Origin of the sequence: Vogesella fluminis (assembly GCF_014652335.1) — a bacterium.
GTDB lineage: Bacteria > Pseudomonadota > Gammaproteobacteria > Burkholderiales > Chromobacteriaceae > Vogesella > Vogesella fluminis.
The window spans coordinates 1-18,338 of record NZ_BMYP01000020.1; the positions used below are offsets into that span (position 1 = coordinate 1).

The 18,338-nt window shown below is 64.9% G+C and carries 17 protein-coding genes; 11 read left to right on the plus strand and 6 right to left on the minus strand.

Annotated elements, in window-relative coordinates; all coding sequences use genetic code 11:
• Window positions 1–124 precede the first annotated feature (124 nt).
• From IE083_RS09225 to IE083_RS09250, 6 genes are all read left to right on the plus strand, one after another.
• Window positions 125–808, plus strand: a complete 684-nt coding sequence (locus tag IE083_RS09225) for a response regulator transcription factor (RefSeq protein WP_189353316.1) — start codon at window positions 125–127, stop codon at window positions 806–808.
• A gap of 11 nt (window positions 809–819) precedes the next feature.
• Window positions 820–2,244: a sensor histidine kinase gene (locus IE083_RS09230; protein ID WP_189353317.1), complete on the plus strand. Its 1,425-nt coding sequence runs from the start codon at window positions 820–822 to the stop codon at window positions 2,242–2,244.
• A gap of 303 nt (window positions 2,245–2,547) precedes the next feature.
• On the plus strand, window positions 2,548–3,792 hold the full coding sequence (locus IE083_RS09235) for an ABC transporter substrate-binding protein (protein WP_189353318.1): 1,245 nt from the start codon (window positions 2,548–2,550) through the stop codon (window positions 3,790–3,792).
• Between the two features lie 242 nt (window positions 3,793–4,034).
• Complete coding sequence (locus IE083_RS09240; RefSeq protein ID WP_189353319.1) at window positions 4,035–4,937, plus strand: carbohydrate ABC transporter permease; 903 nt, start codon at window positions 4,035–4,037, stop codon at window positions 4,935–4,937.
• The gene (locus IE083_RS09245; RefSeq protein ID WP_229799687.1) at window positions 4,930–5,787 is read left to right on the plus strand and encodes a carbohydrate ABC transporter permease; all 858 of its coding nucleotides are present in this window, start codon (window positions 4,930–4,932) and stop codon (window positions 5,785–5,787) included. The genes IE083_RS09240 and IE083_RS09245 overlap by 8 nt, the downstream gene beginning before the upstream one ends.
• A 3-nt stretch (window positions 5,788–5,790) precedes the next feature.
• On the plus strand, window positions 5,791–6,900 hold the full coding sequence (locus IE083_RS09250) for an ABC transporter ATP-binding protein (RefSeq protein ID WP_189353320.1): 1,110 nt from the start codon (window positions 5,791–5,793) through the stop codon (window positions 6,898–6,900).
• Between the two features lie 86 nt (window positions 6,901–6,986).
• Here the strand turns inward: IE083_RS09250 and IE083_RS09255 are convergent, their stop codons facing one another.
• Both IE083_RS09255 and IE083_RS09260 read right to left on the minus strand, forming a co-directional pair.
• Window positions 6,987–7,469, minus strand: coding sequence for a hypothetical protein (locus tag IE083_RS09255; protein ID WP_189353321.1), 483 nt, complete (start codon window positions 7,467–7,469; stop codon window positions 6,987–6,989).
• A gap of 82 nt (window positions 7,470–7,551) precedes the next feature.
• Window positions 7,552–10,305, minus strand: coding sequence for a class I SAM-dependent DNA methyltransferase (locus IE083_RS09260; protein ID WP_189353322.1), 2,754 nt, complete (start codon window positions 10,303–10,305; stop codon window positions 7,552–7,554).
• Between the two features lie 193 nt (window positions 10,306–10,498).
• On the opposite strand from IE083_RS09260, the gene alaC reads away from it, so the two are divergent.
• A complete protein-coding gene (gene alaC / locus IE083_RS09265) occupies window positions 10,499–11,707 on the plus strand; it encodes an alanine transaminase (protein WP_189353323.1) in 1,209 nt (402 codons plus the stop codon).
• Window positions 11,708–11,891: 184 nt separating this feature from the next.
• On the opposite strand, the gene IE083_RS09270 is transcribed toward alaC, so the two are convergent.
• The 4 genes from IE083_RS09270 to IE083_RS09285 all read right to left on the minus strand — a co-directional run bounded on the left by IE083_RS09270 (window position 11,892) and on the right by IE083_RS09285 (window position 15,886).
• On the minus strand, window positions 11,892–13,775 hold the full coding sequence (locus IE083_RS09270; RefSeq protein WP_189353324.1) for a ribonuclease catalytic domain-containing protein: 1,884 nt from the start codon (window positions 13,773–13,775) through the stop codon (window positions 11,892–11,894).
• A gap of 158 nt (window positions 13,776–13,933) precedes the next feature.
• Complete coding sequence (locus IE083_RS09275; RefSeq protein WP_189353325.1) at window positions 13,934–14,704, minus strand: DeoR/GlpR family DNA-binding transcription regulator; 771 nt, start codon at window positions 14,702–14,704, stop codon at window positions 13,934–13,936.
• Between the two features lie 208 nt (window positions 14,705–14,912).
• The gene (locus IE083_RS09280) at window positions 14,913–15,236 is read right to left on the minus strand and encodes an MGMT family protein (RefSeq protein ID WP_189353326.1); all 324 of its coding nucleotides are present in this window, start codon (window positions 15,234–15,236) and stop codon (window positions 14,913–14,915) included.
• Window positions 15,236–15,886, minus strand: a complete 651-nt coding sequence (locus IE083_RS09285) for an MBL fold metallo-hydrolase (RefSeq protein ID WP_229799688.1) — start codon at window positions 15,884–15,886, stop codon at window positions 15,236–15,238. Before IE083_RS09285 ends, IE083_RS09280 begins: the two co-directional genes overlap by 1 nt.
• 213 nt (window positions 15,887–16,099) lie before the next feature.
• Here IE083_RS09285 and gap point away from each other — a divergent pair, with 213 nt between their 5' ends.
• The 4 genes from gap to IE083_RS09305 all read left to right on the plus strand — a co-directional run bounded on the left by gap (window position 16,100) and on the right by IE083_RS09305 (window position 18,328).
• Complete coding sequence (gene gap / locus IE083_RS09290; RefSeq protein ID WP_189353327.1) at window positions 16,100–17,110, plus strand: type I glyceraldehyde-3-phosphate dehydrogenase; 1,011 nt, start codon at window positions 16,100–16,102, stop codon at window positions 17,108–17,110.
• Window positions 17,111–17,373: 263 nt separating this feature from the next.
• Entirely contained in the window at window positions 17,374–17,688 is a 315-nt protein-coding gene (locus IE083_RS09295; RefSeq protein WP_189353328.1) for an ElaB/YgaM/YqjD family protein, read from the plus strand.
• On the plus strand, window positions 17,688–18,074 hold the full coding sequence (locus IE083_RS09300; protein WP_189353329.1) for a phage holin family protein: 387 nt from the start codon (window positions 17,688–17,690) through the stop codon (window positions 18,072–18,074). Before IE083_RS09295 ends, IE083_RS09300 begins: the two co-directional genes overlap by 1 nt.
• Window positions 18,071–18,328: a hypothetical protein gene (locus IE083_RS09305; protein ID WP_189353330.1), complete on the plus strand. Its 258-nt coding sequence runs from the start codon at window positions 18,071–18,073 to the stop codon at window positions 18,326–18,328. Before IE083_RS09300 ends, IE083_RS09305 begins: the two co-directional genes overlap by 4 nt.
• The last annotated feature ends 10 nt before the right edge of the window (window positions 18,329–18,338 follow it).

Below are 18,338 nucleotides of genomic sequence, written 5' to 3' on the forward strand. Positions count from 1 at the left end.
AACGCATTCCTCAGATGTGATTTGAAACCCCGTTTACACAAAAATTCGGACAGGCCCTCCCCTCGCCAAAGCCGGCGCGAGCTTCTAACATCACGGCTTGTCCCAGTCCGCCGCCGGATACCCCATGAAACTGTTCCTAGCCGAAGACGACGCCGTCCTCACCGATGCCCTGCTCACCCGCCTCGGCCAGCTCGGCTTCAGCGTCAGCCACGCCGCCGACGGCCTCGCCGCGCAGCGGCAATTGCTGGCCGAGCCGTTCGACGCAGTGATCCTCGATATCGGCCTGCCCGGCCAGAGCGGCCTGCAGGTACTGCGCAACGTGCGCGTGCACAAACCGGCGCTGCCCATCCTGCTGCTGACCGCGCTGGACAGCATGGAAGACCGCGTCGCCGGGCTGGACGCCGGCGCCGACGACTACCTGGTCAAGCCCTTCGAATTCCCGGAGCTGGAGGCGCGCATCCGCGCGCTGCTGCGCCGCCACCGCGTCGCCGACAACGTGCGCGACGAGCTGCACTTCGGCCGCCTGCGGCTGGACCGCGGCGGGCAGCGCGCGTGGTGCGGGCAGCAGGCGCTGGAATTGTCGGCGCGCGAACTGCAGCTGCTCGACATCCTGATGGCCCACGCCGACCGCGTGGTGACCAAGGAGCAGATTGCCGGCGAGCTGTCCGGCGACGGCGAGGAGGTCGGCGCCAACGCGGTGGAGGTGTACGTGCACCGCCTGCGCAAGAAGCTGGACGGCAGCGGCGTCGGCATCCGCGCGGTGCGCGGGCTGGGCTACCTGCTGGCCGTCAGCGACGCCGGCGCGTAAAGGTTGGCCGCATGACGCCGCCGCCCGCCACCCGCCCCCGCCAGCTGTCGCTGCGCCGCCAGCTGCTGCTGTGGCTGCTGCTGCCGCAGCTGGTGCTGTGGCTGGGCGCCGCCTTCCTCGCGCACAGCATGGCGATGAGCTACGCCGGCGAGGTGATCGACCGCTCGCTGGCCAAGTCCTCGCGCGCGCTGGCGCGGCAGGTGAAACCGTTCGGCAACGGTTTCTACATCGACTTCCCGCAGGCGGCGCGCGAGATCCTGGAGCAGGACCCGGACGACCGCATCTACTACATGGTCAGCTCGCCGCCAGAGGCCTTCCTGCTTGGCGAACCGGCGATGCCGCGGCCGCCGGCCGGCCTGCCGCGCAAGGCGGGAGAAACCTTCTTCTACGATGGCCGCATCAAGCGGCTGGAGGTGCGCGTCGCCGCGCTGTACCTGCCGGCCGGCACCCCGGACCGGCCGGAGCTGATGCTGGTGCAGGTGGCGAAGAGCCGGGCGCTGAACGCCGAGCTGGCGCGCAAGATCCTGCGCGACATGGGCCTGCCGCTGCTGGCGGTGATGCTCTTGACCAGCGTGCTGGTGTGGGCCGGCATCAGCCGCGGCCTGTCGCCGCTGCGCCACCTGCGCCGCAGCGTGGAAAACCGCTCGCCGCGCGACCTGGCGCCGATCGAGATCGACAACGCGCCGTCCGAGGTGCGCGCGCTGGCGCGTGCCATCAACGAGCTGCTGCACGAGGTCGATGGCCAAGTGGCGCAGCAGCGCCGCTTCATCGCCGACGCCGCGCACCAGCTGCGCACACCGCTGGCCGGGCTGAAGTCGCAGAGCGAGCTGGTGCGCGCCGAGCTGGCCGCCACGCCGCCGGATGTCGCCAGCGCCAGCCGCCAGCTGCAGCAGGTGGAGACCAGCGTCGCGCGCTCCATCCGCCTGATCAACCAGCTACTGGCGCTGGCGCGCGCCGAGCCGGAGGCCGGGCTGCAGCTGGCGGCGCTGGACCTGCGCCAGCTGGCGCGCGAGGTCACCAGCGAGGCGGTGCCGCAGGCGCTGGCGCGCGACATCGACCTCGGGCTGGAGGCGGAAGACGATGCGCTGCCGGTCGCCGGCCACGGTGGCCTGCTGCGCGAGCTGCTGGCCAACCTGATCGACAACGCCATCCAGTACACGCCGCCCGGCGGCGAGGTCACCGTCAGGCTGCGGCGCACCGCCGGCACGGTGACGCTGCAGGTGTGCGACAACGGCCCCGGCATTCCCGAGAGCGAGCGCGAGCAGGTGTTCGCCCGCTTCTACCGCGGCCGTGCCGAAGGCCAGGGCAAGGGCTGCGGCCTCGGTCTCGCCATCGTGCAGGAGATCGCGCGCCGCCATCACACCCGCATCGCGCTGTCCGACAACCCGCCGCACGGCCTGGTCGCCAGCGTCGATTTCACGTTGTTGCCGCACTAAAACGGCGCCGCCAATTGGCCGCGTGTGTAGTTGACACACTACAGCGCCGTTTTTTGGTGCATCGCAGCAAACCCGCCTGCCAGCAAAGGCAAGCCTTTCGCCGATGTCATGACGCGGCGCACGATCCGCGCCCCGTTTCCTTACGCCATTCCCCCAAAATCCTTACACAAAACTTACTAACTCCCCGCTATAGTGCAAGCAATCCTGCGCGCCGCCCCGCTTTGGGTGCGCGGCCGCCGGGACACGATCATCCGCATCACAAAAAAACCCGTGCGGACATCACAACTACAGAAGGAGAGAGTTATGAAACTGAAACGTCTGAGCGCGGCCGTGCTGGCAGCCAGCCTGTTCCCCGTTGCCGCCCAGGCCGCCGACGTGGAAGTCCTGCACTGGTGGACCTCCGGTGGCGAAGCCAAATCCGTCGCCGAACTGAAGAAGATGATGAGCGCCCAGGGCGTGACCTGGAAGGACTTTGCCGTCGCCGGTGGCGGCGGCGACAACGCGATGACCGCGCTGAAGACGCGCGTGGTGTCCGGCAACCCGCCGACCGCCGCCCAGATCAAGGGCCCGGCGATCCAGGAGTGGGGTGCCGAAGGCGTGCTGGCCGACATCGACGCCGTGGCCCGCGCCGGCAACTGGGACAAGCAGCTGCCGCCGGTGGTCAGCCGCGTGATGAAGTACAAGGGCAAGTACGTGGCCGCGCCGGTCAACGTGCACCGCGTGAACTGGCTGTGGGCCAACCCGGAAGCGTTCAAGAAGGCCGGCGCCACCGTGCCGAAGACCTGGCCGGAATTCTTTGCCGCCGCCGACAAGCTGAAGAAGGCCGGCATCCAGCCTATCGCCCACGGCGGCCAGCCGTGGCAGGACGCCACCCTGTTCGAATCGGTGGCGCTGGGCGTCGGCGGTGCCGACTACTACAACAAGGCGTTCGTGAAGCTGGACAAGGCCACCCTCGCCGGCCCGACAACCGTCAAGGTGTTCGAGACCCTGGGCAAGGTGAAGACCTACATCGACAAGGGCGCCGCCGGCCGCGACTGGAACCTGGCCACCGCCATGGTGATCAACGGCAAGGCCGGCATGCAGTTCATGGGCGACTGGGCGAAGGGTGAGTTCACCGCCGCCGGCAAGGTGCCGGGCAAGGACTTCATCTGCACCGACGCACCGGGCACCCAGAACGCGTTCACCTTCAACATCGACAGCCTGGCCATGTTCCAGCAGAAAAACCCGGCCGCGGTTCAGGCCCAGGCCAAGCTGGCCGCCACGGTGATGAGCCCGGCGTTCCAGGAAGTGTTCAACCTCAACAAGGGCTCGATCCCTGCCCGTCTCGACACGCCGATGGCCAAGTTCGACGACTGCGCGAAGAAGTCCAGCTTCGACATGAACGCCGCCTCCAAGAGCAGCAAGCTGGTGCCGAGCTTCGCCCACAAGATGGCGATGCCGTCCGCCACCGAAGGCGCGATGGTGGACGTGATCTCGCAGTTCATGAACTCGAGCATGACCGCGCAGCAGGCCACCGAGCGGCTGGCCCGTGCCGGCGCCGTGCGCTAAGAGCGTATTCACGATCTAGCGAGCTAAGGTGAGACAAGGCGAAAACGGCTGAGGAAGCGGCGTTTACAAGTAGTAAATACGCATATCTCAATCGTACTTGACGCCGTATCGCCCCAGTTGAAATCAAATCGCAGCAGATCGTGATCCGCGGCACCGGCGGCACCCCGCCGCCGGTCTGACCGGTCCGCCCCAGGCGGGCGGACCGGCCCCGTGTTTTTGTACCGAGACAGCAAGGAATCATCATGTCCGGATCTTCATCCCAAGGCAGCCTGCACGCGCTGGCCGACCGCTGGCTGCCCAAGCTGGTGCTGTCGCCGACGCTGGCTGCCAGCCTGATCTTCGTCTATGGCTTCATCGCCTGGACCGGTTGGCTCTCGTTTACCGAGTCCCGCCTGATGCCGCGCTACGAGTGGGCCGGCTTCGTGCAATACCAGGCGCTGTTCGAAAACGAGCGCTGGTGGACCACTGCGGCCAACCTTGGCATCTTCGGCGGCCTGTTCATCCTGTTCTGCCTGCTGGTCGGCCTGCTGATGGCAGTGCTGCTGGACCAGAAAATCCGCGCCGAAGGCGCACTGCGCACCGTCTACCTGTACCCGATGGCGCTGTCCTTCGTGGTCACCGGCACCGCGTGGAAGTGGATGCTCAACCCCGACATGGGGCTGCAGAAGGTGGTGGTCGACCTCGGCTTCACCGACTTCACCTTCGACTGGCTGGTCAATCCGGACATGGCGATCTACACCGTGGTCATCGCCGGCGTGTGGCAAAGCTCCGGCTTCGTGATGGCACTGTTCCTCGCCGGCCTGCGCGGCATCGACGACTCCATCATCAAGGCGGCGCAGGTCGATGGCGCCAGCCTGCCCACCATCTACCGCCGCATCCTGATCCCCAGCCTGCGCCCGGTGTTCTTCAGCGTGCTGCTGATCCTGTCGCACATCGCGATCAAGAGCTTTGATCTGGTGATGGCGCTGACCGGCGGCGGCCCCGGCAATTCGTCCGACGTGCCGGCGATCTTCATGTACCAGTTCGCCTTTACCCGTGGCCAGCTGGGGGTGGGTGCCGCCTCCGCGATGATGATGCTCATCACCATCGTCGCCGTGCTGGTGCCGCTGATGTATATGGAAACAAGGAGTGCCAAACGTGTTTAAGAACCTCACCGTTGGCCGCGCGCTGGTGTACGCCGCGCTGCTCCTGATGGCCATCTACTACCTGCTGCCGCTGTACGTGATGCTGACCACCTCGTTCAAGTCGCTGGACGACATCCGCGAGGGCAATATGCTGGCGCTGCCGCAGCTGTGGCAGGGCGGCGCCTGGAGCAAGGCGTGGGCCGAAGCCTGTACCGGTGTCGAATGCAACGGCATGCAGGGCTTCTTCTGGAACTCGATCAAGATGACGCTGCCGGCGGTGGCGATCTCCACCCTGCTCGGCGCCGTCAACGGCTACGTGGTATCGATGTGGCGTTTCAAGGGCTCCGACGCACTGTTCACCATGCTGCTGGTCGGCTGCTTCATCCCCTTCCAGGTAGTGCTGCTGCCGATGGCGCAGCTCTTGGGCCTGCTCGGGCTGGCCAATACCACCGCCGGCCTGGTGCTGGTGCACGTGGTGTACGGCACCGCGTTCACCACCCTGTTCTTCCGCAACTTCTACATCACGGTGCCGGACGAGCTGGTGAAGGCGGCGCGCATCGACGGCGCCGGCTTCTGGACCATCTTCCTGCGCATCCTGCTGCCGATCTCCGGCCCGATCTTCGTGGTCTGCATCATCTGGCAGTTCACCCAGATCTGGAACGACTTCCTGTTCGGCGTGGTGTTCGCCGCCGGCGAATCGCAGCCGATCACGGTGGCGCTGAACAATCTGGTCAACACCTCCACCGGGGTGAAGGAATACAACGTGGACATGGCCGCGGCGATCATCGCCGCGCTGCCTACCCTGTTCGTTTACATGGTTGCCGGCCGCTACTTCGTGCGTGGCCTGACAGCCGGTGCCGTGAAAGGTTAAGAAATGGCAGCGCTTTCCATCAATAACGTGTGCAAGACCTACGCCAACGGCACCGACGTGCTCAAGGGCATCAACATCGCGATCGGGGACGGCGAGTTCCTGATCCTGGTCGGCCCCTCCGGCTGCGGCAAGTCCACGCTGCTGAACATGATCGCCGGGCTGGACGACATCTCCAGCGGCGACATCGCCATCGGCAACAAACGCGTCAACGAGCTGTCGCCCAAGGACCGCGACATCGCCATGGTGTTCCAGAGCTACGCGCTGTACCCGTCGATGACGGTGCGCGAGAACATCAGCTTCGGCCTGGAAATCCGCAAGACGCCCAGGGCCGAGATCGACGCCACCGTCAAGCGCGTGGCCGAGATGCTGCAGATCACCCACCTGCTGGAGCGCAAGCCGGGGCAGATGTCCGGCGGCCAGCGCCAGCGCGTGGCGATGGGGCGCGCGCTGGCGCGCAACCCGGCGATCTTCCTGTTCGACGAGCCGCTGTCCAACCTCGACGCCAAGCTGCGCGTCGAGATGCGCACCGAGATCAAGCTGATGCACCAGCGCCTGAAATCGACCATCGTCTACGTGACGCATGACCAGATCGAGGCGATGACACTGGGCGACAAGATCGCGGTGATGAAGGACGGCATCGTGCAGCAGTTCGGCAGCCCGCAGGACATCTACGACAACCCGGCCAACCTGTTCGTCGCCGGCTTCATCGGCTCGCCGTCGATGAACTTCATCCCGGCCACCGTGGTGCAGTCCGGCAGCGACATCGGCGTCAAGATCTGCGACGACAACGGCTGCGTGGTGTTGCCGCTGCCGCACGACAAGGCGAAGCTGGCCGCATTTGTGGGCAAGGAAGTGATCTTCGGCATCCGCCCGGAACAGATCACCGACGCGCGCACCGCCCACCGCGACGGCCTGCCGGTGATGGCCTGCCACATCGACGTGATCGAGCCGACCGGCCCGGACACGCTGGTGTTCGTGTCGCTGAACAACACCAAGGTCTGCTGCCGCACCCACCCGACCGAGGCCAAGTACCCGGGCGAGAGCATGGAGCTGGTGTTCGACGTGTCCAAGGCGGTGCTGTTCGACCCGGCAACCGAAGCGCGGATCGTGTAGCGCCGGCGGCGTTTTCCTGCCTCACCACGGCGGCCTGCGGGCCGCCTTTTTCATGCGGCCAACGTTGGCCGCATCGCGCGACCGGCTCAGCCGGCCGGCGTCTCCCCCGCCAGCAACACCTTGCGGGCGACGGCGTAGCAGTCGTCCACGTGCGCGTTGCCGACCAGCTTCATCGCGCCAAAACTGAGCGATGCCGCCAGCGCCTGCCCCAGCAGCGGCACGAAGCGGGCCGCCGACTTGGTCGCCAGCCGCAGCCCGATGCGCTGCAGCACCTTCAGCAGCAAGGGCCGCGTCACCAGCTTGCCGACCAGCTCGCTGCCGATGCTGCTGATGGCAACCAGCATGATTTTCTTCAGCTGCGGATCCAGCGCCTCGATCTGCTCCGGGCTGAGGCCGAACTTGCGGTTGATGGCCGGGATCATTTCCAGCAGCAGGCTGACGTCGGTGCCGATATCCAGCCCCGGCACCGGCAGCACCGCGGCACCGGCGGAGAGGCCGGCGCGGCGGGTCACCATCGCCTTGCATTCGTCGCGCAGGGCGTCCAGTTCGGCCAGCGTGCGTGGTGGCATGGTTGTTCCTTTCTGTCTCTGTTCCTGTTGCTTCTGCTCGGGCAGCGCTGCGGCCAACGTTGGCCGCAGGCCTCAAGATGGATCAGTCTTCTGCCTGTGGCCTGCCACGGCCAGCTTTTTTGGCGGTAGGCAACAAGCTGGTAAGTTCCTGATAGCGCTGGAACAGGAAAGCCACCCGCTCGGCCTCGCTGGCAAAGGCTTTGCGGCCGTAGGCTGCATCCACCGCCTTGTCAAGCTGCTGGTGGGCTTTCAGCAGGGCGGGGGGCATAGTCAGCGGGTCGTACAGATCGGCCAACGTGGCGTCGGCAAACCGTGCACGGGTATCCAGCACTGCCTGTGCGGCCTGTTCGATGGCGGCGCGTTGTTTTTCGCTGGCGTCTGGCCAGGGAAAGTTGTTGTAGACCAAATTGACGGAGTATTGGTAGTCGCTTTTTAGCCGACCTGTTGTGTATCGCACCCACGCCATATGCATTAATGATTGTGTAACACCAAAATCGTAGTGGCTGGCGTTTGCCATGATGCGAAGCTTATTGCTGCTAAGCGTATCGGCACTAACATAACCAATGGGGATATAAAACCGTCGCTCCGAGCTCACTTCCGGAATAACCAGATAGTCTGCTCCTGGGATATTTTCTACATGGAAGTGAGTAGGCGTATCCGCAAGCTTACGAGTCGGTGCCGATTTGCTGGCAAGACGGACTTCTTTTACCGCTTGTACCCGCTTCATTGCTTCCGGCATCTTGCGCAGTTCGGCTGGCGGGCAGTCTCCCAGCCACAGGCACCAGCGTTGCCAGCCATTGATGAATTCGTCGGCACCCAGCCAGCGACGGAACCACTTGGCCGCTGCCGCTTCCTTCGCAATGAAAGCGTCTTTTTCTTCATCGCTGAACAAGTAGTGCCCACCATCGATTGGCTTGTTACCGATACCGATACCGGGTACAGCGCAGATAGGCTGGCTGCGGTTGGGCAGCAGGATGTCCGCAGCGTCTACCAGATACGGATTGATGCGGCCAACCTTTAGCGCTGCGGGCTCCGACTTGGGCGTTTCGTAGTCATACAGCCAGTGCTCGGCAGCATCCCGCAAACCAAAGCCGATAATGACGCAGTGCACCGCCGCCTTGCCGCGCGCCTCGCTATTCCACTGAAAAGTACGGTGGGCAAAGTGGATATGAATGCCGCGTGCCAGCAGGTCCCCCCACAGCACACCAACCTGTTCGCCCTGGGTGATGGAGTTGGTGGAGACAAAAGCACACCGTATCGCCACGTTGGCCGCACAGTAGTCCACCGCCTTGCGGTACCAGCAGCTAACGTAGTCCAGCAATCCGGAATTTCTGGTGTCGTGAAATACCGCGTCTACATCCTGACGCTGTTGCTCGGACAGCATCTTGGCACCCAGAAATGGCGGGTTGCCCACGATGTAGCTGAGCACGTCCGGGGCAATCAGCCCGGCCCAGTCCATGTCCAAGGCATTGCCTTGCACGATATGCGGTGCCGTTTTCAACGGCAGACGGGCAAAATACTGGCCGAATTCTTCCGACACCAGCAGGTTCATTTGGTGATCGGTGAGCCACAGTGCCACTTGGGCAATTTGTGCCGGGAACTCCTCCAGCTCAATCCCGTGCAGGCGATCCACGTTCAGCCAGACCAGTTCGCCCACGTCCAGTACCCGGCTTTTCTGCGCTTTGTGCAGCTCGCGCAGGACTTCCAGCTCCAGCAGGCGCAGTTCGCGGTAGGCAATCACCAGAAAATTACCGCAGCCACAGGCCGGGTCAAAAATGTGGATGTTGGCCAGTTTCTGGTGAAAATCCATTAGCTGGTTCGGCTTGTTGCGCAGCTTTTCAAATTCGCCGTGCAACTCGTCGAGAAAGAGTGGCTTCAGCGCCTTGAGGATGTTGGTTTCGCTGGTGTAATGCGCGCCCAGATCACGGCGAGCTTTCTTGTCCATGATGCTCTGGAACAGGCTGCCGAAGATGGCCGGGCTGATACGGCTCCAGTCCAGCGCGGTACAGTCCAGCAATGTCTCGCGCATCTGGCTGTCGAACGCAGCCAGCGATAGTGGCTCGGCAAAAAGCCGTCCATTCACATAGGGGAAGGCGGCCAGCAGGTCGTTCAGGCTCTTTTGGCGCTTGTTTTCCGGCGTGTTGAGCACCTGGAACAGCTGAGCCAGATGCATGCCCAAGTCACCGCCATCTTCGCGGGTTTCGCTTTCGATGTAGAGCTGGAACTGGCCGCGCTGGAAAATGGCCGTGTCTTCGGCAAACAGGCAGAATAGCAGGCGAACCAACAATACTTCCAGTTCATGCCCTTCGTAACCACTGGCTTTCAGCAGGTCGTGCAGTTTGCCTAGCTTTTCTGCCGCCTTGATGTTGACCGGGTCTTCCTTGCCGAAACTCTTGGTCTCCATGCCCAGCATGAAGCCGAACAGGCGCACCTTTTTGTACAACTCGGCCAAGGAGAAGTCGAAGGTCTTGTCTTCGTCCAGGTCATACAGTCGGAAGCGCGCAAAGTCGGACACCAGCACAAACCGTGGCAGATCGCGTTCTTTCAGGCCGGGAAAGTAATCGAAAGCCTGTGTCGCGGCACGGTCCAGGTCTTTACCACGGGATTTGTGTTCAACCAGCAGCACACCTTTCCACAGCAGGTCGATAAAACCGCCTTTGCCATCGGCTTTCTTGACCGGCTGCTCGAAGCTGGCCAATCTGCGCCGGGATAGACCGAAGATGTTGAAGAAGCCATCCCAGAAACTCTTGGCTTCAGCATCTTCGCTGGTTTCATTGGCCCATTCTTTGGAAAAGGCAAGGGCGCGGTCTTTAACTTCGTTCCACGATAAAGGCATGACAGGCTACCGCTGTAATCAAGACAAGACCGCAATTGTCCGTCATGCCTCATGCCAAGGGCAAGAAAGCCTGCGGCCAACCTTGGCCGCCACACTGGACGCCGCCGCGCGCCGCCGCGTAGTATGGCGTTTCCTCCTGTGTCGGGAGGGCGTCGCTCGGACGGTTCCGGGCGCTTACGTTGAAGGATTCCCCATGTCGTCTACCGGCAAGCGCCGCTTTGCGCGCATCGATCGTCTCCCGCCCTACGTTTTCAACATCACCGCCGAACGCAAGATGGCCGCCCGCCGTCGTGGCGACGACATCGTCGACATGAGCATGGGCAACCCCGACGGCGCCACGCCGCCGCACATCGTCGCCAAGCTGACCGAGGCCGCGCAGCGCCCGGACACCCACGGCTACTCCGCGTCCAAAGGCATCCCGCGCCTGCGCCGCGCGATCAGCCGCTGGTACCGGGAGCGCTACCAGGTGGACATCGACCCGGACAGCGAGGCCATCGTCACCATCGGCTCCAAGGAAGGGCTGGCGCACCTGATGCTGGCGACGCTGGATCGCGGCGACACCGTGCTGGTGCCGGACCCGAGCTACCCGATCCACATCTACGGCGCGGTGATCGCCGGCGCGCAGATCCGCAGCGTGCCGCTGGCACCGGGCGTGGACTTCTTCGCCGAGCTGGAAAACGCCATCCGCGGTAGCTACCCGAAGCCGAAGATGATCGTGATCGGCTTCCCGTCCAACCCCACCGCGCAGTGCGTGGAGCTGGACTTCTTCGAGCGCGTGATCGCGCTGGCGAAGAAACACGACATCTTCGTGGTGCACGACCTCGCCTACGCCGACATCGTGTTCGACGGCTGGAAGGCGCCGTCCATCATGCAGGTGCCGGGCGCCAAGGACATCGCGGTGGAGTTCTTCACCCTGTCCAAGAGCTACAACATGGCCGGCTGGCGCATCGGCTTCATGGTCGGCAACCCCGATCTGGTCGCCGCGCTGGCGCGCATCAAGAGCTACCACGACTACGGCACCTTCACCCCGCTGCAGATCGCGGCCATCGCCGCGCTGGAAGGCGACCAGCAGTGTGTGAAGGACATCGCCGCCAGCTACCAGAAGCGCCGCGACGTACTGTACAAGGGCCTGCTGGAGGCCGGCTGGCAGGTGGAATTGCCGAAGGCGTCGATGTACATCTGGGCGCGCATTCCCGAGCACTACCGCGCGCTGGGCTCGCTGGCGTTTGCCAACCTGCTGCTGGACCAGGCCAAGGTGTCGGTGTCGCCGGGCGTGGGCTTTGGCGACTACGGTGACGAGTACGTGCGTTTTGCGCTGATCGAGAACGAAAGCCGCATCCGCCAGGCGATCCGCGGCATCAAGACCATGTTCCGCGCCGACGGCATCCTGCCGCCGGGGTGAGTTGCCCGCCCCTTCCCCGGATGCGGCTGCGCCTTATCCGGGCCACGAAATTACGATGCCATGCAAAACGCCGCCCATACCGGGCGGCGTTTTGCGTTGCGGCCAACGTTGGCCGCAGGCTGCGGCACCGCACGCACCATGAAGCGGGAAACCTGCCGTGGCCAGGTGCGGATTGCGGTACGGCTCAGCCGGCGACAGTGTCGCTGACCGGCTGCTGCTTGCGCTCGATGACCTCGATGAAGCGGAACTCGATCTCCTGCATCAGCTCGTCGATGCGGATGATCTGCAGCTTGATGCGGTCGCCGGTGGCCAGCTCCGGCAGACCGGGAATGCGCTGGCGCATCGGCACGCCGTCGATGCGCACCAGGTCTTCCTTGATGTAGCTGGCGGTCGGCTCGCTGATGCCTTGCTGGCTGAACCAGCGCAGGCACCAGAAGTGCTCCATCTTGTCCTGGAAGCCCAGGTAGGCGCTGTAGGCGGCGTCGAAGTCGCGCAGCAGCGCGAACAGCATCGCGTCGCCCTGCGGGTATTGCGGCGTCTCGCCGCGGATCATCGCCACCAGCTGGCGCTGGTTGACGAAGTCCGACGCGCGGCGCAGCGGCGAGGTGCTCCACGCATACTGCGCGACGCCGAGGCCGATGTGCGGCTCCGGACGGGTGGTCATGCGTACCTTGCCCATGCTCTGCGCGCGGTACATGGCCGGGATATCGGCCTCGGCCAGCATGCGGCCCCACTCGCTGTTGGCGAGGATCATCAGCTCGGACACCAGCTTGTCCATCGGCGAGCCGCGCTTGCGCACGCTGATGATCACCTTGCCGTCGACCACGTTGAAGTTGTAGTCCACCTGCGGCGGGCGGTTCGGGTCCGGGGTCTTGCCGCGGAAGGCCTCGCGGGCGTTGGCGAACTGCCACAGCCACACCAGCTCCTTCTTGAACGCGTAGTCGGGGCCGAAACCGGGTGCGGCCAACGTTTCCTCGTTGAACACCTGCTCCAGCTGGTCGTGGCGCAGGTTGGCCGCGATGTTGACGCGCTCGATGCGGTTGTCGAACGCCACCAGCGAAAAATCGGGCGCCACTTCCACGTACAGGCTCAGCGCCGGGCAGGCCTGGCCTTCCTGCAGCGTGAACTGGTGCACCACGTCGTCCGGCAGCATGGTGATCTTGTCGCCGGGGAAGTAGACGGTGGACAGCCGGTTGTGCACCAGTTTCTCGATGTCGGAGCCGACCGCCACGCCCAGTGTCGGCGCCGCGATGTGGATGCCGACGCGGATGTTGCCGTTGTCCAGCCACTGTACCGACAGCGCGTCGTCGATCTCGGTGGTGGCAGCGTCGTCGATGGAGAAGGCGGCCACGTCGGACAGCGGCAGGTCGGCCGGCAGCGTGGCCGGCGCGTAGCTGCCGAAGCCCAGCCCTTTCGGGAAGTGCTCCAGCTGGAAGCCGGCCATCAGGTATTCCGGTACCGACGGGATGCCGCCGACGTGGTGCGCCAGGCGCAGCGGCGGCAGGCCGCAGGCGCGGCTGGCCTGGTCGAAGGCCTTGAATTCGAGGGTGTTCTTGTCCGGGCGGTACAGCAGCGGCATCAGGTGGCTGCGGATCGCGTCCGGCAGCGTGCCGGCGGCCAGCTCGGCGGCCCAGGCGTCGACCTGTTCCTGCTCGCGCTTCTTGCGCTCGATGCCGGCCAGCGCCGCCTTCAGCGTCTCTTCCGGTGCCGACTTGAAGCGGCCCTTGGCCTTCTTGTAGAAGTACATCGGCGCCGCGTACAGCTTGATCAGGATGGCGGCCGATTCGAACGCGTTCGGCGCGTGGCCGAAATAGTCAGCGGCCAGGGTGTCGAAGCCGAATTCGTCGTCGCCGCAGCATTCCCACAGAAAGTCGACGTCGATGTCGGCCGCAATCGCCTCGGCCGCGGGCAGGAACTCCTGCAGCGCACTGGAAAACTCCAGGAACACGTTGGCGGCCTTGAGTTTGGCGCGCTTGCCGTGCTGGGTGTCGACTTGCAGGCTGGCATCATTGCGGGAGACGATGCTGCCCACCTTGAAGCTGCCGCTTTCTTCGTAAAAGACGTTCATGCTGGCTCTGCGGGACAGGCTCGCCCCGGATCGTAGGTGAAACCGGAAAGTATACCAGCAGCGCCCGTGATCCCGCCGTGCCATCGCACCGCGGTGTGGGTTTTGTCACGACACGGCGGCGCCGCTCCCGGCCGGCGGCCAGGCTGCGGCGGGACGGTTCATAGCGGGTCGGCCAGGTACATGCGCACGTTGTGCTCTTCCAGCAGCTTTTTCAGGCTTTCCGGCGGCGTGGCATCGGTGTAGATGGCATTGAATTCGGTGATGTGACCCATGCGCACCAGCGCATTGCGGCCGAACTTGCTGTGGTCGGCGGCCAGGAAGCGGTGACGGGCATTATTCATCATCGCCTGCGCCACGCGTACCTCGCGGTAGTCGAAATCGAGCAGCGAGCCGTCGGCCTCTATTCCCGATACTCCGATCACGGCGTAATCAACCTTGAACTGGTTGATGAAATCCAGCGTCGCCACGCCGGTGATGCCGCCGTCGGAGGCGCGTACCACGCCGGAGGTGATCAATACGGTGAACTCCGGATTGGCCGACATGACAGAGGCGACGTGGATGTTGTTGGTGATCACGCGCAGCCCCTTGTGGGTGTTGGTCAGCGCCTGCGCCACTGCCTCGATGGTGGTGCCGATGCTCATGAACAGCGAGGCATGGTCGGGGATGTTTTCCGCGATCATGTCGGCGATGTGCGCCTTTTCGCTCTGCAGCTTGCCCTTGCGCGCGAAGTAATCCTCGTTTTCCACGCTGCTGCCGAGGGCGGCGCCACCGTGATAGCGGCGCAGCAGGTTGGCCTCGCACAGCTGGTTGATGTCGCGGCGGATGGTCTGCGGGGTAACGTCCAGCAAGCGGGCGAGCTCTTCAATCGGCATAAAGCCGTTTTCGCGCACCAGCTGCAAAATCTTGTCGTGTCTGGGTGATCGGCTCATGGCAGCAAGTTCGTAAACGAAAATTACAGCTTAGTCTTTAACATAGTTGCTACACAAACCGCAACTTTTCGGCGCCACAAACGAACCATTTGCCATAAAAAAGCGCCGCTGCGGTCGCGGCGGGCGGGATGTTCCGTACCGGCGCACAAGGCCGCGTAGGGTGCGTCACCCGCAGGGCGACGCGCCGGAGATGGGGTGCGCGGGCCGCTCAGCGCAGGAAGTGCTGCGGCGGCCAGCCGTAGCGGAACAGGTCGACGCGACCCTTGCCGTCCAGCTCGATGCCGTCCTGCTGCAGCAGCAGGCGCTGGTAGTCGGCGTCCTCGCTGCCCGGCCGCGCGATGCGGCCGCCGCTGCCGACCACGCGGAACCACGGCAGCGCCAGCTCCGCCGGCAGCCGCCCCAAGAGCGCGCCGACATGGCGCGCGTGGCGCGGGTAGCCGGCCAGCGCCGCCAGCGTGCCGTAGGTGCTGACCCTCCCCGGCGGGATGTCGCGCAGCGCGCGCAGCACCGCGTGCTCGAACTCCGGTGCCATCAGCCGTAGCGGCGGTCGGCAACGAAGGGGTTGCTGCGCCGCTCCTCTCCTATAGTGGTAAAGGGGCCATGGCCCGGCACCACCACCATGTCGTCCGGCAGCGCGAACAGCTTGCCGCGGATGGCGTCGATCAGTTGCTGGTGGTTGCCCATCGGGAAGTCGGTGCGCCCGATGCTGCCCTGGAACAGCACGTCGCCGACGATGCAAAGGTTGGCCGCATGACTGACGAACACCACATGACCCGGGGTGTGGCCGGGACAGTGCAGCACATCCAGCACTTCCTCGCCCACCGTCACTGTGTCGCCCTCTTCCAGCCAGCGCTCCGGCGTCAGCGGCTCGCTGCGCGGAAAGCCGAACATGGTGCCCTGGCTGGGCAGCTGATCAAGCCAGAAGCTTTCCGCGCGCTGCGGGCCTTCGATCTGCACCCCCAGCGCATCGGCCAGCGCGCGCGCGCCGCCGGCATGGTCGATGTGGCCGTGGGTGAGCAGCAGCTTTTCCACCGTCAGGTCGTGCTCGCGCACGAAGGCGAGGATGCGGTCGATATCGCCGCCGGCGTCGACCACGGCGGCACGGCGGGTGACATCGCACCAGATCACGGAACAGTTTTGCTGGAATGGCGTCACCGGGACGACTTGCAGTTGCAGGGACATGGCAGGCATCACTTGAAGGAAATCGGTCCCGCGATTGTGGCACGGGCGGGCGGTGCGGCCAACCTTGCCGCCACCGGCAAGCCCCTGTACGCAGTGTTGGTAATCCACCCCTTACAGTGGTGTAGTCGGTTGAGTACATCGCCCGTTGCGGCAACGATGTCACCCATCGGGACGCGGCCTTGCGTCCGGCCAAACACATAACAAGGAGTCATCATGGCACTGAAACTGGCAATTAACGGCTATGGCCGTATCGGTCGCATGGTACTGCGTGCCTGGCAGGAACGCTTCGCCGGGCAGGATATTGAAATCGTTGCCATCAACGATCTGGGCAACCCGGAACTGCACGCCCACCTGACCAAGTACGACTCCATCCACGGCCCGTTCCCCGGCACCGTGGCGCTGGAAGGCGACAAGCTGGTGATCAATGGCAAGCCTATCCAGCTCTTGTCGGTCCGCAACCCGGCCGAACTGCCGTGGGGCGAGATGGGCGTGGACATCGTGCTGGAATGCACCGGCATCTTCACCAAGCGCAACAAGGCCGGCCTGCACCTGCAAGCCGGTGCCAAGAAGGTGCTGATTTCCGCCCCGGCCGACGACGCCGACGCCACCATCGTCTACGGCGTCAACCACGACACCCTGCGCAGCGAGATGAGCATCGTGTCCAACGCCAGCTGCACCACCAACTGCCTGGCGCCGCTGGTCAAGCCGCTGAACGACACCATCGGCGTCGCCCACGGCCTGATGACCACCGTGCACTCCTACACCAATGACCAGGTGCTGCTGGACACCGAGCACAGCGACCTGCGCCGCGCCCGTTCCGCCGCGCTGTCGATGATCCCGACCAAGACCGGCGCCGCCGCCGCCGTCGGCCTGGTGCTGCCGGAGCTGAAAGGCAAGCTGGACGGCTTCGCGGTGCGCGTGCCGACCGCCAACGTGTCGCTGGTGGACCTGACCTTCACCGCCCGCCGCGATACCACCGTCGCCGAGGTGAACGAGATCGTCACCGCCGCCGCCAATGGTCCGCTCAAGGGCGTGCTGGCGGTGAACACCCTGCCGCTGGTGTCCATCGACTTCATGCACAACCCGGCGTCCAGCGTGTTCGACGCCTCGCTGACCCGCGTGATCGAAGGCCGCCAGGTGAAGGTGCTGTCCTGGTACGACAACGAGTGGGGCTTCTCCAACCGCATGCTGGACACCGCACGCGCCTGGGCTGCCGCCAGGTAATTCCCCGGCGCCCGTGTGGAGACGGGCGCCTCGTTCTTTGGTTCTGTTGCTTCTTCGTGCATAAACCGTTTGCCTGCCCGTCATCGGGCAGGCTTTTTTACGTCTATGCTCAAACCTGCCGGCGCGGAAGCTGCTGCCACCGACACGGCCCGTACGGCGCCAGCCATGACAATGCACCGGCTGCCCGGCCAGGCCGGCCGCACCGCGTACGGTGCCGGAACTTGCGTTTATCCACGTCGTGATGTTCGTCCAAGGAGGTAGTCATGCCCGATCAGATCCTTAACGCCGAGAAAGAACAACTGCTGGCCGATGTGCGCAGCGTGCTCAACCACACCGAGGAGCTGCTGGCCGGCGCCGGCGAGGAAGGCGGTGCCAAGGCGCAGGAGCTGCGCAACAAGCTCGGCGCCAACCTGAAGCTGGCCAAGGAGCGGCTGCTGGAGGCGGAAAAGCTGACGGTGGCCAAGGCCCGCGCCGCGGCCAAGGTGACCGACCAGTACGTGCATGAACACCCGTGGAAAGCGATCGGCATCGCCGCCGCCATCGCCTTCCTGATCGGCCTGCTGGTATCGCGCCGCTGATGGCGGACACCCCGCGCCCGCTTCCGGGCAGTCTCTCCTCGCTGCTGCACGGGCTGGGCGCACTGCTGTCCAGCCGTGCGGACCTGGCACGGCTGGAGTGGCAGGAACAACAGGAACGCCTGCTGCTGCAGACCATGCTGGCGGGGCTGGCGGTGGTGGTGCTGCTGGCGGCGCTGATCGCGCTGCTGCTGTTCGTGGCGCTGGTAACGCCGGCGGCGTGGCGCGCCACGGTGATGGGCGCGCTGGCACTGCTGCTGGCCGGCAGCGGCATCGGCCTGCTGCTGGCGCTGCGGCGGCGGGCGGAACGCGCGCCAGCGGCGTTCGCCTGCACGCTGCAGGAGCTGCGCAAGGACTGGCAGGCGCTGTCCGGCAAGGAGCAGCCATGACACGGGCGCAACGCGAACAGCACAAGCAGTTGCTGCTGCTGAAGGGTGAGCTGCTGCGCATGCAGCTGACGCTGGAGGCCGAACGCTGGCGCCAGCCGGCACAGCTGCTGCGCGAGGGCGCAAGCCTGTTCGGCACCGCCACCGGCGGCGGCCTGCTCGGCAGCGCGCTGTTGCTGCTGCGCCACGGCAGGCTCAGGCGCTGGCTGAAGTGGCTGCTGGCCATCCTCGGCCTGTGGCGGCTGCTGCGGCGCTGAGAACCTGTTC

Coding starts and splice junctions, on each gene's coding strand:
- IE083_RS09255 (WP_189353321.1), bottom strand. CDS start 7,469: ATGCCACCACGCACGCTGGCCGAACTGGACGCCCTGCGCGACGAATGC.
- gap (WP_189353327.1), top strand. CDS start 16,100: ATGGCACTGAAACTGGCAATTAACGGCTATGGCCGTATCGGTCGCATG.
- IE083_RS09250 (WP_189353320.1), top strand. CDS start 5,791: ATGGCAGCGCTTTCCATCAATAACGTGTGCAAGACCTACGCCAACGGC.
- IE083_RS09260 (WP_189353322.1), bottom strand. CDS start 10,305: ATGCCTTTATCGTGGAACGAAGTTAAAGACCGCGCCCTTGCCTTTTCC.
- IE083_RS09305 (WP_189353330.1), top strand. CDS start 18,071: ATGACACGGGCGCAACGCGAACAGCACAAGCAGTTGCTGCTGCTGAAG.
- IE083_RS09280 (WP_189353326.1), bottom strand. CDS start 15,236: ATGGCACCGGAGTTCGAGCACGCGGTGCTGCGCGCGCTGCGCGACATC.
- IE083_RS09230 (WP_189353317.1), top strand. CDS start 820: ATGACGCCGCCGCCCGCCACCCGCCCCCGCCAGCTGTCGCTGCGCCGC.
- alaC (WP_189353323.1), top strand. CDS start 10,499: ATGTCGTCTACCGGCAAGCGCCGCTTTGCGCGCATCGATCGTCTCCCG.
- IE083_RS09285 (WP_229799688.1), bottom strand. CDS start 15,886: ATGTCCCTGCAACTGCAAGTCGTCCCGGTGACGCCATTCCAGCAAAAC.
- IE083_RS09300 (WP_189353329.1), top strand. CDS start 17,688: ATGGCGGACACCCCGCGCCCGCTTCCGGGCAGTCTCTCCTCGCTGCTG.
- IE083_RS09270 (WP_189353324.1), bottom strand. CDS start 13,775: ATGAACGTCTTTTACGAAGAAAGCGGCAGCTTCAAGGTGGGCAGCATC.
- IE083_RS09240 (WP_189353319.1), top strand. CDS start 4,035: ATGTCCGGATCTTCATCCCAAGGCAGCCTGCACGCGCTGGCCGACCGC.
- IE083_RS09225 (WP_189353316.1), top strand. CDS start 125: ATGAAACTGTTCCTAGCCGAAGACGACGCCGTCCTCACCGATGCCCTG.
- IE083_RS09235 (WP_189353318.1), top strand. CDS start 2,548: ATGAAACTGAAACGTCTGAGCGCGGCCGTGCTGGCAGCCAGCCTGTTC.
- IE083_RS09295 (WP_189353328.1), top strand. CDS start 17,374: ATGCCCGATCAGATCCTTAACGCCGAGAAAGAACAACTGCTGGCCGAT.
- IE083_RS09275 (WP_189353325.1), bottom strand. CDS start 14,704: ATGAGCCGATCACCCAGACACGACAAGATTTTGCAGCTGGTGCGCGAA.